13 protein-coding genes are annotated in these 15,207 nt (G+C 59.0%); 8 read left to right on the top strand and 5 right to left on the bottom strand.

Going from position 1 to position 15,207, the window contains the following annotated elements; translation table 11 throughout:
- Positions 1-67: 67 nt before the first annotated feature.
- The 3 genes from AD669_RS10845 to AD669_RS10835 form a co-directional block, all read right to left on the bottom strand.
- On the bottom strand, positions 68-1,024 hold the full coding sequence (locus AD669_RS10845; RefSeq protein WP_053119544.1) for an AraC family transcriptional regulator: 957 nt from the start codon (positions 1,022-1,024) through the stop codon (positions 68-70).
- A 222-nt stretch (positions 1,025-1,246) separates the two neighbouring features.
- Positions 1,247-1,504: a hypothetical protein gene (locus AD669_RS10840; RefSeq protein WP_053119542.1), complete on the bottom strand. Its 258-nt coding sequence runs from the start codon at positions 1,502-1,504 to the stop codon at positions 1,247-1,249.
- Between the two features lie 113 nt (positions 1,505-1,617).
- On the bottom strand, positions 1,618-2,619 hold the full coding sequence (locus AD669_RS10835; RefSeq protein WP_053119540.1) for an AraC family transcriptional regulator: 1,002 nt from the start codon (positions 2,617-2,619) through the stop codon (positions 1,618-1,620).
- A 133-nt stretch (positions 2,620-2,752) separates the two neighbouring features.
- Here AD669_RS10835 and AD669_RS10830 point away from each other — a divergent pair, with 133 nt between their 5' ends.
- From AD669_RS10830 to AD669_RS10820, 3 genes are all read left to right on the top strand, one after another.
- A complete protein-coding gene (locus tag AD669_RS10830; RefSeq protein ID WP_053119538.1) occupies positions 2,753-4,339 on the top strand; it encodes a GMC family oxidoreductase in 1,587 nt (528 codons plus the stop codon).
- A 251-nt stretch (positions 4,340-4,590) separates the two neighbouring features.
- A complete protein-coding gene (locus AD669_RS10825; protein WP_053119536.1) occupies positions 4,591-6,171 on the top strand; it encodes an arylsulfatase in 1,581 nt (526 codons plus the stop codon).
- Positions 6,172-6,268: 97 nt separating this feature from the next.
- Positions 6,269-6,619: a hypothetical protein gene (locus AD669_RS10820; protein WP_053119534.1), complete on the top strand. Its 351-nt coding sequence runs from the start codon at positions 6,269-6,271 to the stop codon at positions 6,617-6,619.
- Positions 6,620-6,656: 37 nt separating this feature from the next.
- Here AD669_RS10820 and AD669_RS10815 read toward each other — a convergent pair whose 3' ends face one another.
- Both AD669_RS10815 and AD669_RS10810 read right to left on the bottom strand, forming a co-directional pair.
- Positions 6,657-6,944, bottom strand: coding sequence for a hypothetical protein (locus AD669_RS10815; protein ID WP_053119532.1), 288 nt, complete (start codon positions 6,942-6,944; stop codon positions 6,657-6,659).
- Between the two features lie 718 nt (positions 6,945-7,662).
- A complete protein-coding gene (locus AD669_RS10810) occupies positions 7,663-8,433 on the bottom strand; it encodes an AraC family transcriptional regulator (protein ID WP_053119530.1) in 771 nt (256 codons plus the stop codon).
- A gap of 231 nt (positions 8,434-8,664) precedes the next feature.
- Between AD669_RS10810 and AD669_RS10805 the strand changes: the two genes are divergently transcribed.
- The 5 genes from AD669_RS10805 (at position 8,665) to AD669_RS10785 (ending at position 15,137) form a co-directional block, all read left to right on the top strand.
- Entirely contained in the window at positions 8,665-10,290 is a 1,626-nt protein-coding gene (locus AD669_RS10805) for an APC family permease (protein ID WP_053119528.1), read from the top strand.
- 22 nt (positions 10,291-10,312) lie between these two features.
- Positions 10,313-11,239, top strand: a complete 927-nt coding sequence (locus AD669_RS10800; RefSeq protein WP_053119525.1) for a 4-hydroxyproline epimerase — start codon at positions 10,313-10,315, stop codon at positions 11,237-11,239.
- A 55-nt stretch (positions 11,240-11,294) separates the two neighbouring features.
- Positions 11,295-12,242, top strand: coding sequence for a dihydrodipicolinate synthase family protein (locus tag AD669_RS10795; protein WP_053119523.1), 948 nt, complete (start codon positions 11,295-11,297; stop codon positions 12,240-12,242).
- A 68-nt stretch (positions 12,243-12,310) separates the two neighbouring features.
- A complete protein-coding gene (locus AD669_RS10790; protein WP_053119521.1) occupies positions 12,311-13,903 on the top strand; it encodes an aldehyde dehydrogenase (NADP(+)) in 1,593 nt (530 codons plus the stop codon).
- The gene (locus AD669_RS10785; RefSeq protein ID WP_053119517.1) at positions 13,893-15,137 is read left to right on the top strand and encodes an FAD-binding oxidoreductase; all 1,245 of its coding nucleotides are present in this window, start codon (positions 13,893-13,895) and stop codon (positions 15,135-15,137) included. The genes AD669_RS10790 and AD669_RS10785 overlap by 11 nt, the downstream gene beginning before the upstream one ends.
- Positions 15,138-15,207 lie beyond the last annotated feature (70 nt).

Raw genomic sequence — 15,207 nt, 5'->3', positions numbered from 1 at the left:
CCTGCAGATCGCTATCCGTTTTGTGCAGGACGGCGCGGCAGATGATTCGGACTGTTTCGAAGGGTGATCAGTGGCGGCGTTTGAGGGTGTGCGACGGCAGTTCGCCGAACTGTTGGCGATAGCTTTCGGCGAAACGGCCCAAGTGCAGGAAGCCGTAATCCAGCGCCAGCTCCGTGAGGTTGCGCACCGGGCAGCTCGGGTCGCTGAGGCAGGCGTGAATGCGTGCGAGTTTGCGCTGACGGATGTATTGCATCGGCGTGATGCCGAGTTGGCGTTCGAACAAGGTGTACAGCGAACGCGGGCTCATGCTTGCCTGCGCGGCCAGGTGTTCGGCGGGCAGATCGAGTTTCAGGTTGCGCTCGATGTAATCGAGGATGCGCTCGAAACTGACGCTCGGTGAACTGAGATTCTCACGGCTGACATTGGTGTTCATCAGCGAGATCAGTTTGCTGCCGATGATCTGTGCGTAGTGCTCTTGCACCCGCAGCAACGGATCGCTGGCCTCGGCTTCCTGGCAAATCATCGCGAGCAGATTGGTGAAGCCCTCCAGTTCGCTCAACTGATAGTGATTGCGCAGAAAGCGGATACCGCTCGAAGGTCGCAACCAGCGCTGCTCGTCGCACACCGACTCGAGCACGCTGACCGGCACTTTGAGGATGAATTTTTCGCAGTCGTCAGAGTAGGTCAGATCAACCGGATCATCCGGATTGATCAATAACAACTCGCCCGGCACCAGATGATGTTCACGTTTATGCCCGCGCCACAGGCAATTGCCTTGCAGCAGCACTTGCAGGTGATACACGGTTTCCAGCGCCAGCGACGTCACCCGGACACTGCCGCCATAACTGATGCGGCACAGATCGAGATCGGCGAGTTTGCGATGGTTGAGGCTGGCTTGCGGATGGGCGGTTTTGGACAGGCCAATGAAGTGCTGGCCAACGTGCTGATTGACGTAGTCGGAGACGGCATAGGGGTCAGCGTGACGAAACACGCTGCTGCGATCACTCAGCAGATGACTGTCCATTAGGCGGTGCTCGATCTTGTCGTTATGGGGTGCACGGTTCTCAGACTCACCGGTCACAGTACGCTTGCGTGCAAAAACCGGCAATTGGACGAAAGGTCGGGTATCCGCTAATCGAACACTTTGTGTTTGGTCTTGAACATCGTCCAAGCGAATCGCAGACAAAAAGAAGCCCGGCTGATAGCGCCGGGCTTTTTCGTTGAGGCCTGCGGTAAAACTACGCATTCAGGCGTTACGGCGTTCGAGCAGTCGATCAGCACCACCCTCGGCAACCAGGTTGCCTTTCAGATGATCCGAACCGTCGGCGGCAACGGCGTCACTGAACAGAGGATCGGTTTCGTTCGCGGCGACCGAGTCGCTGAACAACCGGTCGGTTTCCGTTGCGGCGACCGCGTCACTGAACAGCGGATCGGTTTCAGTCGCAGCAAAAGCGTTCAGGGCGAAGATCGAGAAAGCAATGCCGAGCAGGGTTTGGCGTTTCATGGTGTGAGCTCCGTGGTGCAGTGGTTGGGTATGGAGCCGATCTTACGCCGCGCGATCAATATGAGAACTTCATTGGGTTAATGGTTGTTATTGATAGCGTCAATGATTGTGTCTCACCCCAGCAACTGGCGCCGCATCGCACCCGGCGACATCGCAAACCAACGCTGACACGCGCGATTGAACACGCTTTGCTCGCTGTAGCCGAGAAGCCCGGCGACCTGCGACATCGGCATGTTCCTCTGCCCCAGATAGTGTTCGCTGCGCTCTTTACGGAGTGTCTCGACAACGTCATCGAAACTGCGACCCTGCTCGGCCAACCTTCGCTGCAACATACGCACGTGCATCCCGAGTTGCTCTGCGATCAAAGGCAAGCGGCAACGCTGGATCGGCATCATGCGCAGCACCAGACGTTCAACCTGCTTGACCACATCAGAGGTGGCCTGCAAATCGAACTGATCGAAATACTGCTCAAGCGCCTGATGCAGATAAGGCGCCTGCTGTTCGATCGGCTGATTCAGCTGCTCGTTGCTTAACACCAGCGCATTGCAGGGCTGGCCGGTTTGCACCGTCGTTTTGAAATAGCGCCGGTAGGTTTTGCCAGTCAAATGTGTGCTGGAAAAAAGTACCGACTGCGCGACGAAATGGTCGCCATACAGCAGCTTCATACCGTTATGCGCCACGCCCATCGCCAGTTCGATCATTTGCCGGCGGGGAGCCGGGCCCGAGAGCCGGATGTCGATGACCAGTCGTGGAGAGCCGGCCTCGCTGTGATCCAGATCGAGCTGAATGCCCGGGCTGTGGTAACCGATGAAGCGGATGATTTGCGCGAGCGCCTCCCCCGCCGTGGCGCAGGTTCGGGCGATCACTGCTATCGGCCCGAGTACGTGCAAATCCTGATATTCGGCCATGCGCAGGCCGAAATCGGCGCAGTTCAGCTCGCGCGCGGCAAACTCCAGCAGGCCCACCAAAGAGCGTAAAGGCACGCGTGCCTCTTCTTCCTCCAGCAACTGCGGATTGATCCGAAAGCGTTCGAGCATGCGGTCTGCATCGCCGCCGAGCTGGCTGGTGACTTGCCGAAAACCGGTGAACGAGGTTGTTCTTATTAATGAAGTCATGTCACCAAATATCAAATAAATGTCATGAGAGATCAATAATTTTCTTGTCCTACAAGCCAACAATCAACCCGGGGTACTTACCGCTGCGTCATCGCGACGCTGCCACTGCTCACTCGCTCGGGATTGCTCTGTAATGGAATTCGATTACGTAATCATCGGTGCCGGCTCAGCCGGTTGCGTTCTGGCCAATCGCCTGAGTGCAGACCCGCACGTCACGGTGTGTTTGCTGGAGTCAGGGCCTGAAGACCGCTCACCACTGATCCACGCACCGGTGGGCGTCGCAGCGATAGTGCCGACGCGACATGTCAACTGGGCGTTCAAGACCGTTGCGCAGCCAGGCTTGAACGGGCGTTACGGCTATCAACCACGGGGCAAGACGCTGGGCGGTAGCAGTTCGATCAACGGCATGATTTATATTCGTGGCCATCACACGGACTTTGACGATTGGCAGGCGCAGGGCAATCCGGGCTGGTCGTTTGCTGAGGTGCTGCCGTACTTTCGCAAGAGCGAGATGAACTACCGCGGTGCCTGCGATCTGCACGGCGCGCTCGGTGAACTGTACGTCGGCAAAAACCCGATACATCCAGCGACTCAGGCCTTTATCGACGCGGGTCAGATGGCCGGGCACCGCTACAACGCGGATTTCAACGGTGTCGATCAGGAAGGCATCGGCCAGTACGACGTGACGATCCGCGAGGGTCGACGCTGGAGCACGGCCACCGCGTTTCTCAAACCGATTCGACACACGCGCAAAAACCTCACCGTGCTGACGTCGGCGGTCGCCGAGCGCATTGTGCTAGAGGACAAAAAAGCCGTCGGTGTCACGCTTTGCCGCAACGGTGACCGGCAAACCATCAAGGCCCGGCGCGAGGTTCTGCTCAGTGCCGGCGCCTTTGGCAGCCCGCAGTTGCTGATGCTGTCGGGGATTGGCCCGCAAGAGGAGCTCAAACCTCAAGGCATCGCGGTTCTGCACGAACTTACGGGCGTCGGCCAGAATCTGCAGGATCATCCGGATGTCGTGCTCCAGTACAAAAGCCCCGATACGTCATTGATGGGCATCTCTGTAAGCGGCGGCATCAACATGGGCAAGGCCTGGCTTGATTACGTCAGGCATCGTCGGGGGCCGTTCATCAGCAACTTCGCTGAAGGCGGTGCTTTTCTGAAAACCGACAGCAGCCTGACGCGTCCGGACATCCAGTTGCATTCAGTGATCGCGATGATCGACGACCACAACCGCAAATTGCACTGGGGGCACGGTTTCAGTTGTCACGTCTGCGTGCTGCGCCCAAAAAGCAGAGGCAGCGTCGGTTTGCAGTCGATTGACCCTACCGCCCCGCCTCGCATCGACCCAAATCTTCTAGGCCATGACGATGACGTCGAGACATTGCTGACGGGATACCGCATGGCCCGCGAGATCATCCAGCAAGCGCCCATGGCACGTTTCGGTCTGAAAGATGTGCTCAGCGAAGGCTTGTACGGGGACGAGCAACTGATCCAGTTACTGCGCCAGCGTGCAGACTCCATCTACCACCCGGTCGGCACCTGCAAGATGGGCAACGATGAACTCGCCGTGGTCGACAGTCAGTTACGCGTGCACGGGATCGAAGGGCTCCGCGTCGTTGACGCATCGATCATGCCGACCCTGGTGGGCGGTAATACCAATGCAGCCTCGATCATGATTGCCGAACGTGCCGCTGACTGGATTATCAATGCACGTTAAGCGTCGATGAGAAGTTTTATCTGTCAGAAAAGTCGCAACTTAATTGGCTGCATTAATTGTCGTGACATCAAGTACTTGGTTTGATTTCAGAGGTTCGCCAGAGGGCAAATGTCATATTTAGACACGCGCACTGGAGGCGAAAACACCCACGCCATCTAAGGTGAAACGGGCATTCCGTAAAGTTTGCACGAGGGCAAAGTGATGGCACGTCATAAGTCCGTAAGGACTACCTGTCTAAAGGAGTTGTAGGTATGACTGATTTAAGTAAGTGGTTACCTACGTTTGCGTTAGTTGCAGCGTCGGTCATCTCAGCCTCGGCCATGGCTGCGGAGAAACCCAACATATTGGTGATTTTTGGTGACGACATCGGCCAGACCAATATCAGCGCCTATTCAATGGGCGTGGTGGGTTACAAAACGCCAAACATCGACCGGATTGCCAAAGAAGGCATGATGTTCACCGATTACTACGCGGAGAACAGCTGCACGGCAGGTCGATCTTCTTTCATCACTGGCCAGACGCCACTGCGTACCGGCCTGTCGAAAGTCGGCATCCCCGGCGCACCGGTCGGCCTGCAAAAACGCGATATCACCATCGCTCAGGCGCTCAAATCCCAGGGTTATGCGACCGGTCAGTTCGGCAAGAACCACTTGGGCGACAAGGATGAATACCTGCCGACCAACCACGGTTTCGACGAGTTCTTTGGCAACCTGTATCACCTCAATGCCGAAGAAGAACCTGAGCGTCCGTACTGGCCGAAGGATGACCCGGAATTCGTCAAAGCCACCTCCCCTCGCGGCGTCATTCACAGCTTTGCCGATGGCAAAATCGAAGACACCGGTGCGTTGACTAAAAAACGCATGGAAACCATCGACGACGAAACCACCGCCGCCGCACAGGCTTTCATCGAGAAACAGGCGAAAGCGGACAAACCGTTTTTTGTCTGGATGAACACCACCCGCATGCACGCGTTTACGCACATTCGTGACTCAATGCAGGGCCAAAGCGGCATGCCGGGCAACGATTACGCCGACGGCATGATCGAGCACGACGGTGACGTCGGTAAACTGCTGAAAACCCTCGATGACCTGAAAATCACCGACAACACCATCGTGGTTTACACCACCGACAACGGCCCGAACCAGTGGTCGTGGCCCGATGCGGCAACCACACCGTTCCGCAACGAAAAGAACTCCAACTGGGAAGGTGCTTACCGTGTGCCAGCAATGGTTCGCTGGCCAGGCAAGATCAAACCGGGTGAAGTGTCCAACGAGCTGTTCTCGGGTCTGGACTGGTTCCCGACACTGCTCGCCGCTGCGGGTGACACCGATGTCACCAACAAGCTACTCAAAGGCTGGGCGCCGACGTCCGGTGGCACCAGTTTCAAAGTGCATCTGGATGGCTACAACCAACTGCCGTACCTGACCGGCCAGAGCCCTAAAGGTGAGCGCAAGGAGTTCTACTACTTCAACGACGATGGCGTGCTGGTGTCGATGCGTTTCGGCAACTGGAAAGCCGTGTTCTGCGAACAACGCGCACCGGGCGGCTTCAAGGTCTGGAGCGAACCGTTCGTGTGCCTGCGCGTACCGAAAATCTTCAACCTGCGCATGGACCCGTATGAACGTGCCGATATCGTTTCCGACCAGTACTACGACTGGACGACCAAAAACGTTTATCTGACCGAAATGGCCGTCGGCAAGTCCGCAGCGTTCCTGCAGACCTTCGTCGATTACCCGCCTAGCCAGAAACCGGCGAGCTTCAGCGTTGACCAGATCCGCGCGGCGGTCGATGCAAAAATCGCTGAAAAAATGAAGGCCGAAGCAAAACAGTAAGTCGAGCGCCTGAGAGCGGCATCGCAAAGCTTTCTCCAGACGCGGCATCCCGTATGTCGCGCCTGGAGAAAGCCCCATTATTCAGGGAGAAGAACATATGAAGGCAGCCCTATGGGTGTTGACGCTGGCGTCACTGGCAGGCTGTGCGGCACCCTCGATGAATGAACTGCGCCAGGAAGAACCGCGCCAAGTGCTGCATTCAAAAAAAGCCGTCAAGGTGATTGCCGACTGCGTACAGCATGGCTGGGAAAACCTTTCGGTGTTCGAGGGCCGATCCGGGGCCACTCAGGAACCGGGCAAGAAAGGCGCGATTACGGTGGCCACAACGGGCTCGGCATACTTCGTTGATATTCAGCCTGACGCCGCAGGATCAGTGGCGAAATACTACGCATCGACCTATCGCTGGATATCCAGGAAGCACTTGGACACTGTGGAAAACTGCCTGTGATTTGCCGCCTGGCCCACTGCGCAGAGGTGGGCCGGGATTACTTGCACTTGGCCAACACCACCTGACAGGTGTTCGGCGTGCCACCGGAACGACCGGCATAGCGGATGCAGTTGTTCAAGGATTTTTGGCGAGCCATGTTCAGGCTGGAGCCCCACGCGAGACCGCCCTCGCCGACCGTTGGTAATGCCTTGGCGTAACAACTGTCGCCGACGCCTGATGGCGGATAGTGCTTTCGGCTCGAGCAGCCTGAGATCAACGTCAGGCTGATCGCTACCAACGTGAGCCTGGCCCATAACGGACTCCGGCACCTCTGTAATCCGATCATCCCGTTTCACCTGCTGCGAGAGAGCCGCGAATGGCATGAGTCTAGCCGGTATGCCACAGGGTCATGTAGGAGCTGCCGAAGGCTGCGATCTTTTGATCTGTTTTTAAGATCAAGATGAAAAGATCGCAGCCTTCGGCAGCTCCTACAGTAATCCGATTAGCCCGTTACCTCTGGCCAACGCAGTCAAAACTGTGGGAGCCGGCTTGCTCGCGAAAGCGGTGTGTCAGGTACCGAATTGTTAAACGAACGACCGCTTTCGCGAGCAAGCTCTGCTCCTACAAAAGCACAAGCAACATCAAAAGATCGCAGCCTTCGGCAGCTCCTACACAGGATGAGCGCAAGCTCGGCTGCAGCTTTTGATCTTGCGCTACCCGCCCCGTCGGCAGGCTGAGCGGAGGGATTGATCCGGGGGTGGGAGCGCAGCGACCGTTTGGCGCAGCCAAACACAGCGAGAGGAGGTGCAGCGCAGCAAACCGGAGGCGATGCGCCCGGATGAATTCCGTAACGAAGGAACCCCGAGCCCCAGCGAGCGGGCCGAACGCTGGGGCAAAGCCTTTTGGGTTACCTTTTCGGCGTCTGGAAAAGGTGACCCGCCGTAAGGGCGGAACCCTAAGCCGCCGTTACCGCAGCAATGGATATGTACTCAGTCACCAAAAATCCAGCCGCCCAACCCGACGCCTTCGCGAGCAAGCCCGCTCCCACAGAGGATTACAGTCATTCACTGAGAAGTGGCCTGTCGGTACTGGCGAGGGGTAAAGCCTGTAGAGGCCTTGAACTGGCGAGTGAACGCACTGTGATCGGTGTACCCGCATTGCAGCGCAACGTCAGTAATCGGCAAATCGCTATGCAGCAGGCGATGCGCATGCTCCAGCCGCACCTTCTGGATCATCTGCCGAGGCGTCAAATGGAACACGCGCTTACAGTAACGCTCCAGTTGCGCAACGGAAATACCAGCAATCCGGGTCAATTCCACCAAAGTCACCCGACGATTGAAATTCGCCCGAATGTGCTCATCGACAGCCGCCAATCGCTCAAACGCCGGATGCGTTTCACTGGCCGATTGCAGATCCACCGAAATCCCCGCCAGCCCAATAATCACCCCGTCACGGTTGTACAGCGGCTGCTTGTGCGTCAGGCACCAGCCCGGTTCGCGACTACCGTACAGGTGTAGCTCAAGCTGATCCTCCAGCACAAAGCCCTCCTCCAGCACTTTGCGATCCTGCTCGGTATAGCCCGGGCCAAGTTGCGCCGGGAACACCTGCGCACTGGTTTTACCGAGCAACGGACGCAAATCCTTCAAGCCACAACGCTGCACCAACGTGCGGTTGGCGAGCACGTAACGCGCCTGCGTGTCCTTGATGAAAATCGCCGCATTGGGGATCACGTCGAGCATCGGCAACAGCAGCGCCGCACCGGCCAGTAACTCCTCCAGGGTCTGCGGACGATGGCCGCCGATGCCTTGGGACAGGATCGAAAACGCTTGCTGCATTACGGATTCCTCTTCAAACGCGGATCGGCCAAGTGCCCGCCCTGCGGCGTTCGCGTGCAGATTGCAGGATCAATGCAGGCCTGTCGAGGGCCGCGATTAATCTGCGCCATTGTGCTGATTTCGTCATCCAACCCGCCGCAAAACATCAATCGCCATGCCGTCGATGAGTTCAAAGTCTGGCCGTCCCAGTGACACAACTGCCTATCCAATAACTCACAAGAAGGCGATGCCATGTCAGGCCAAGGCAAGTTCAAAAAACAGCTTTCACTGATCGACCTCACATTTATCGGGCTCGGAGCGATCTTCGGTTCTGGCTGGTTGTTCGCGGCCAGTCACGTGTCCGCGATTGCCGGGCCGGCGGGGATTTTCTCCTGGTTGCTGGGCGGTTTTGCCGTGTTGTTGCTGGGCATCGTTTACTGCGAACTGGGCGCGGCATTACCGCGTGCCGGCGGCGTGGTGCGTTACCCGGTTTACTCCCACGGGCCGCTGCTCGGCTACCTGATGGGCTTCATCACCCTGATCGCGTTTTCCAGTCTGGTAGCGATCGAAGTGGTTGCCTCGCGCCAATACGCGGCGGCATGGTTTCCCGAGCTGACCCAAGCGGGCAGCGGCAACCCGACGATCCTCGGCTGGATGGTGCAGTTCGGCCTGCTCTGCGTGTTTTTCCTGCTCAACTACCGCAGCGTGAAGACCTTCGCCAAGGCCAACAATCTGGTCAGCGTGTTCAAGTTCATCGTGCCGCTGCTGGTGATCGGCGTGCTCTTCACCTTCTTCAAACCGGCCAACTTCCAGGTGCAAGGTTTTGCGCCGTTTGGCTTGTCCGGTATCGAAATGGCAGTGTCGGCGGGCGGCGTGATTTTCGCCTATCTGGGGCTGACGCCGATCATCTCGGTGGCCAGTGAAGTGAAGAATCCGCAGCGCACTATTCCCATCGCACTGATCCTCTCGGTGCTGCTGTCGACGTTGATTTATGTGCTGCTGCAAATGGCCTTTCTCGGCAGCATCCCGACAGAAATGCTCGCCAATGGCTGGGCCGGGATCAGCAAAGAGTTTTCCCTGCCGTATCGCGACATCGCTCTGGCGCTTGGCGTGGGTTGGCTGGCGTATCTGGTGGTCGCCGACGCGGTGATCTCGCCAAGCGGTTGCGGCAACATCTACATGAACGCCACGCCGCGCGTGATCTACGGTTGGGCGCAGACTGGCACCTTCTTCAAAGTCTTCACCCACATCGACGAGAAATCCGGCATTCCACGTCCGGCGCTGTGGCTGACCTTTGCCCTGTCGGTGTTCTGGACGCTGCCATTTCCGTCGTGGGAAGCGCTGATCAACGTGGTCTCCGCCGCGCTAGTGTTGAGCTACGCCGTGGCACCGGTTTCGGTGGCTGCACTGCGCCGCAATGCGCCAAACATGCCGCGTCCGTTCCGGGTCAAGTGCATGGGCGTGCTCGGGCCAGTGTCGTTCATCATCGCCGCGCTGATCGTCTACTGGTCGGGCTGGAATACTGTGTCGTGGCTGCTTGGTCTGCAAATTCTGATGTTCGTTGTGTACCTGCTGTGCGGCCGTTTCGTCCCGACCGCGCACCTCAATCTGGCCAGCCAGGTGCGCTCCTCGGCGTGGTTGATAGCCTTCTACGCGGTGACCATCGTCCTGTCGAAACTCGGCACCTTCGGTGGCCTCGGCATCCTCACGCATCCGTTCGACACCATTGTCGTCGCCGTTTGCGCCACCGGCATTTATTACTGGGGTGCCGCAACGGGCGTACCGGCGCATCTGCTGCGTCTGGAAGAAGACGATGAAGAAAGCGAAGTCGCCGCCCCCGCTTCGACCGTGACCGCGCGCCCTGCCGGCGCCTACTGAAATCATCCAACGGGATCTATTCATGAAAGAAGTACACGTCATTGATTCCCACACCGGCGGTGAACCCACGCGTCTGGTGATGAGCGGTTTCCCCGATCTGGCCGGCACCACGATGGTGGAAAAGCGCGATGCCCTGCGCAATCAGCACGATGCCTGGCGCCGTGCCTGCCTGCTGGAGCCACGCGGTAACGATGTGCTGGTCGGCGCGCTGTATTGCCAACCGGTGTCGCCCGACGCCACGTGCGGGGTGATTTTTTTCAACAACGCCGGCTACCTCGGCATGTGCGGCCACGGCACCATCGGCCTGATCAACTCGTTGCAGTACCTGGGAAAAATCCAGCCGGGCGTGCACAAGATCGACACACCGGTAGGCCCGGTCAGCGCCACGTTGCATGACGACGGCTCGGTCACGCTGGGCAACGTCCCTGCTTACCGTCATCGCAAACAAGTGCCGGTGGACGTGCCAGGGTTCGGCCGCGTCTTCGGCGACATCGCCTATGGCGGCAACTGGTTCTTCCTCGTTTCCGAGCACGGCCAGACGCTGACGATGTACGACGTCGAACACCTCACCGCCTACACCTGGGCGATGCTCAAGGCCCTCGAAGACCAAGGTATTTACGGCGAAGACGGTGCGGTGATCGACCACATCGAACTGTTCTCCGATGACGCCAACGCCGACAGCCGCAACTTCGTCATGTGCCCCGGCAAAGCCTACGACCGCTCCCCGTGCGGCACCGGCACCAGCGCCAAACTCGCCTGCCTCGCCGCCGACGACAAGCTGCAACCCGGCGCGATCTGGGTGCAGGCGAGCATCACCGGCAGCCAGTTCGAAGGCCGCTTCGAATGGGAGGGCGAGCGCATTCGCCCGTTCATTACCGGCCGCGCCTACATGACCGCCGACAGCACCTTGCTGATCGACGAAACCGACCCGTTCGCGTGGGGCATTTAAGCCGCCGCGCTGACTTTTCACCTCAATTTGAATGATGTGCCAAGGAGTTAAAACAATGAGCGACAACATCTTCACCGGTTGCATGCCGGCCCTGATGACCCCGTGCACCGCCCAGCGCCAACCGGACTTCGACGCGCTGGTGGCCAAGGGTCGCGAGCTGATCGATATCGGCATGAGCGCGGTGGTGTATTGCGGTTCGATGGGTGACTGGCCGCTGCTCACCGAGGCTGAACGTCAGGAAGGCGTGGCGCGTCTGGTGGCAGCAGGCATTCCTACGATTGTCGGCACTGGCGCGGTGAATTCCCGTGAAGCAGTCGCCCATGCGGCGCACGCGGCAAAAGTCGGCGCGCAAGGTTTGATGGTGATTCCACGCGTGCTGTCCCGGGGCGCTTCAGCGACTGCACAAAAAGCCCACTTCGCGGCCATTTTGCAAGCGGCGCCGAACCTGCCGGCGGTGATCTACAACAGCCCTTACTACGGTTTCGCCACCCGCGCCGACCTGTTCTTCGAACTGCGCCGCGAGTACCCGAACCTGATTGGCTTCAAGGAATTTGGCGGTGGCGCCGACCTGCGCTACGCCGCTGAAAACATCACCTCCAAAGATGAAAACGTGACGCTGATGGTCGGCGTCGACACGCAAGTGGTGCACGGTTTCGTCAACTGCAACGCCACCGGCGCGATCACCGGGATCGGCAATGCCCTGCCCCGCGAAGTGCTGCAATTAGTCGCGCTGAGCAAGAAGGCGGCCCAGGGTGATGCGAAGGCGCGGCGTCAGGCGCGGGAGCTGGAATCAGCATTGGCGGTGCTGTCGTCGTTCGATGAAGGCTGCGATCTGGTGCTGTATTACAAGCATCTGATGGTGCTCAACGGCGACAAGGAATACACCCTGCACTTCAACGAAACCGATGCGTTGAGCGACTCGCAGCGGCGTTATGCCGAGAAGCAGTACGCGCTGTTCCGTCACTGGTACGAGAACTGGTCGGCGGAACAGAACTTCGCCTGATCCTTGCTTTCGCCTGCCGTGAAGTTTTTAGCTCACGGCGGGCATCACTTTTTTATCGGGAAAACACCATGACGCTGACGGGCCACATGCTGATCGGGCAGCACATTGTCGCGGGTAATCGCGAAGCCATTCGGGGCATCAACCCGGCCACGGATACCGCGCTGGAACCGGCCTATGCCGGCGGTTCGGCGGAACATGTCGAGCAGGCTTGCGCATTGGCCTGGGCGGCGTTCGACGTTTATCGCGAGACAACCCTGAATGTCCGCGCCGAATTTCTTGAAAGCATTGCCGCGGAAGTCGAAGCCCTCGGTGATGAATTGATCGACCGCGCCATGGCTGAAACAGGCCTGCCGCGCCCTCGCCTGTTGGGTGAACGCGGGCGCACTTGCCAACAATTGAGAATGTTCGCGCGCACCGTGCGCGCGGGTGAATGGCTGGATGTGCGCGTCGATAACGCGCAGCCGGATCGTCAACCGATGCCGCGTTCGGATCTGCGTCAACGGCAGATTGCGCTGGGGCCGGTGGCGGTATTCGGCGCGAGTAATTTTCCCTTGGCGTTTTCGGTGGCGGGCGGCGATACGGCATCGGCGCTGGCGGCCGGCTGCCCGGTGATCGTCAAGGCGCACAGTGCCCATCCCGGCACCAGTGAACTGGTTGGCCGCGCGGTGGCACGGGCGGTGAAAACCTGTGGTTTGCCGGACGGTGTGTTTTCGCTGTTGTACGGTTCCGGGCGCGAAGTGGGCATTGCGTTGGTCCGCGATCCACGCATCAAAGCTGTGGGTTTTACCGGTTCGCGCAGCGGTGGTCTGGCGCTGATTCAAGCGGCACAGGCGCGGCCCGAGCCGATTCCGGTGTATGCGGAAATGAGTTCGATCAACCCGGTGCTGCTGTTTCCGGCGGCATTACAGAAGCGCACTCAGGCATTGGCCGATGGGTTTGTGGCTTCGCTGACATTGGGCGCCGGGCAGTTTTGTACCAATCCGGGATTGGTGATTGCCCTGAAAAGTGCTGCGCTGGTCAGTTTTATTGCCGCTACGGCCGAACGGATTAAAAACAGTCCGGCGCAGACGATGCTCACGCCGGGGATCTTCAAGGCCTATGAATCGGCGGTGAATGCGCTGGCCGAAAACGCTCGGGCAAATGTCGCCGCCATCGGCCAGATCGGCAGCGGCCCGAATCAGGGTCAGGCGCAGGTGTTTGTCAGCGACGCCGCCGATTTCCTCGCTGATCACAATCTGCAGGGCGAAGCCTTTGGCGCCGCATCGTTGATCGTGCAATGCGCGAGCGTGGATGAAATGCGTCAGGTCACCGAGCATCTGGAAGGTCAGTTGACCGCGACGCTGCACCTGGATGATGAAGACCTTGATCACGCCCGCGCGCTGCTGCCAACACTGGAGCGCAAGGCCGGACGCTTGCTGGTGAATGGCTGGCCGACCGGCGTCGAAGTCTGCGATGCAATGGTGCACGGCGGGCCTTTCCCGGCGACGTCAGACTCGCGCACAACGTCGGTGGGCACGGCGGCGATCCTGCGTTTTCTGCGCCCGGTCTGTTATCAGGATTTCCCCGACAGCTTGTTGCCGACAGCACTGAAACACGCAAATCCGTTGCACCTGAGTCGCCTGCTTGATGGGCACAGGGAAGCACTGACCAATGACGAATAACGTCTCCCACGACATCGCTGTGGTCGGCGCCGGCATCATCGGCGTCGCCTGCGCCTTGCGCTTTGCGCGTCAGGGTTTGAGCGTGGTCGTCATCGATCAACAGCTACCGGGCCACGGCGCTTCTTTCGGCAACGCCGGGCATCTGGCGACCGAACAGGTGTTCCCGATTGCCGATGTGTCGATCCTCAAACGCCTGCCGGCCATGCTGCTCGACCCGATGGGGCCGTTGCGGCTGGACTGGAAATACCTGCCCCGCGCCTTGCCGTGGTTCACGAGGCTGCTGCTGAACCTGCGGGCGGAACCGTTTCAGAAAACCGTGGCCGGATTACGCGCGCTCAATGAAAGCAGTCTGGATGCGTGGCAGCGCTTGCTCGCCGACATCCAGCGGCCGGACTTGCTGAAAGTTGATGGCTCGTTGCTGGTGTTCGAACGCCCGGAATCACGTCAGGCCATCGGCGCGTTGCAAGCTCGATTGCGTCAGCAGGAAGTGCCTGTCGATTATTGGCAGGCCAAGGCGATTCAGGACACGGCGCCGCAACTCAGCGAGCAGATTCAGGGCGGTTTGTTCTTTCCGCGCACCGGGCATTTCATTGACCCGTACCGGGTGGTGTGCGAATTGGTTGAAGCGGCAAAAGCCTGCGGCGTGAGTTTTCTGCAGCAGCAGGTGCAGGGAGGCCATGTTCAGGAAAACGGCGTTTCGCTGATTACCGGAAATGGAGGCTTGACCGCAAGCCGCGTGCTGATTGCCTGCGGCGCGCACTCGGCGAAACTGACCGCTGCGCTGACCGGCAAAAATGTACCGCTGGACACCGAGCGCGGTTATCACTTGATGCTGCCGCAGGAACAGGGTCGACTGCCCTTCCCGGTCACCTCGCTGGAACGCAAGTTCATCATGACGCCGATGACCGAAGGGTTGCGGCTGGCGGGTACGGTTGAATTTGCGGGACTGGAGAAACCACCGAGCATGGAGCGCGCGTGGCAGTTGCATCGGTTGAGTCAGGGCTTGTTTCGCACTGATCTGAGTGCTGAAGCGGCGACACCGTGGATGGGCTTTCGGCCGTCATTGCCGGATTCGCTGCCGGTGATTGATCAGGTGTGCGGGGGCAAGGTGTTGCTTGCGTTTGGTCATCAGCATTTGGGGCTGACGCAGGCGGCGGTGACGGCGGAGATGGTTGTCGGGATGGCGTTGCGTGAGATGCCGAGAAACGAGCCATACAGGCTTGACCGTTTCTAAAAACCGCCCTGTAGGAGCTGCGGCACGCTGCGATCTTTTGATCTGATTTTTCAAGATCAAAAGATCGCAG

Origin of the sequence: Pseudomonas sp. P1.31 (genome assembly GCF_001269815.1) — a bacterium.
GTDB lineage: Bacteria > Pseudomonadota > Gammaproteobacteria > Pseudomonadales > Pseudomonadaceae > Aquipseudomonas > Aquipseudomonas rustica.
The sequence above is the reverse complement of the archived record's forward strand: the minus strand, read 5'-3'. Positions and strand labels throughout refer to the sequence as shown.